The organism is Vibrio sp. UCD-FRSSP16_30 (assembly GCF_001676025.1).
Lineage (GTDB): Bacteria > Pseudomonadota > Gammaproteobacteria > Enterobacterales > Vibrionaceae > Vibrio.
The window spans coordinates 1-1,079 of the sequence record NZ_LZFW01000055.1 but is presented as its reverse complement, the minus strand read 5'-3'; the positions used below and the strand labels follow the sequence as shown (position 1 = coordinate 1,079).

Below are 1,079 nucleotides of genomic sequence, written 5' to 3'. Positions count from 1 at the left end.
GCTGCTATCTGTACTACTTTGTCAAAAGTATACGGTGGTGAAGCTAAAGATTTCGCATCTATCGATAACGCTCCTGAAGAGCGTGAGCGCGGTATCACAATCGCTACTTCTCACGTAGAGTACGATACTCCTGAACGTCACTACGCACACGTAGATTGTCCTGGACACGCCGATTATGTTAAAAACATGATCACTGGTGCTGCTCAAATGGACGGCGGTATCCTAGTTGTTGCTGCTACAGATGGCCCTATGCCACAAACACGTGAGCACATCCTACTTGGTCGTCAGGTTGGTATTCCTTACATCATCGTATTCATGAACAAATGTGACATGGTTGATGATGAAGAACTACTTGAACTAGTAGAAATGGAAGTTCGTGAACTTCTTTCTGAATACGAATACCCTGGAGATGAYCTTCCAGTAATTCAAGGTTCTGCACTTGGCGCTCTAAACGGCGAAAAAGAGTGGGAAGACAAGATTGTTGAGCTTGCAGAAGCACTAGATTCTTACATTCCACTTCCAGAGCGTGCTGTTGATCAACCGTTCCTACTTCCTATTGAAGATGTATTCTCAATTCAAGGTCGTGGTACTGTTGTTACTGGTCGTATCGAGCGCGGTATCCTACGTGTAGGTGACGAGATCGAAATCGTTGGTATCAAAGAAACAACTACTACTACTTGTACTGGTGTTGAAATGTTCCGTAAACTGCTTGACGAAGGTCGTGCAGGTGAGAACGTTGGTGCACTTCTACGTGGTACTAAGCGTGATGACGTTGAACGTGGCCAAGTACTTGCTGCTAAAGGTTCAATCAACCCACACACTAAATTTGAGTCAGAAGTGTACGTTCTTTCAAAAGACGAAGGCGGCCGCCACACTCCTTTCTTCAAAGGTTACCGTCCACAGTTCTACTTCCGTACAACTGACGTAACAGGCGACATCACTCTACCGGAAGGTGTTGAGATGGTAATGCCAGGCGACAACGTTCAAATGACTGTTGAGCTAATCGCTCCAATCGCAATGGACGAAGGTCTACGCTTCGCAATCCGTGAAGGTGGCCGTACTGTTGGTGCTGGTGTTGT

General features: G+C 46.1%; 1 protein-coding gene. It reads left to right on the top strand.

Going from position 1 to position 1,079, the window contains the following annotated elements; genetic code table 11:
• On the top strand, window positions 1-1,079 hold a 1,079-nt coding region (gene tuf / locus A9260_RS13465; protein WP_068699769.1), incomplete at both ends, for an elongation factor Tu.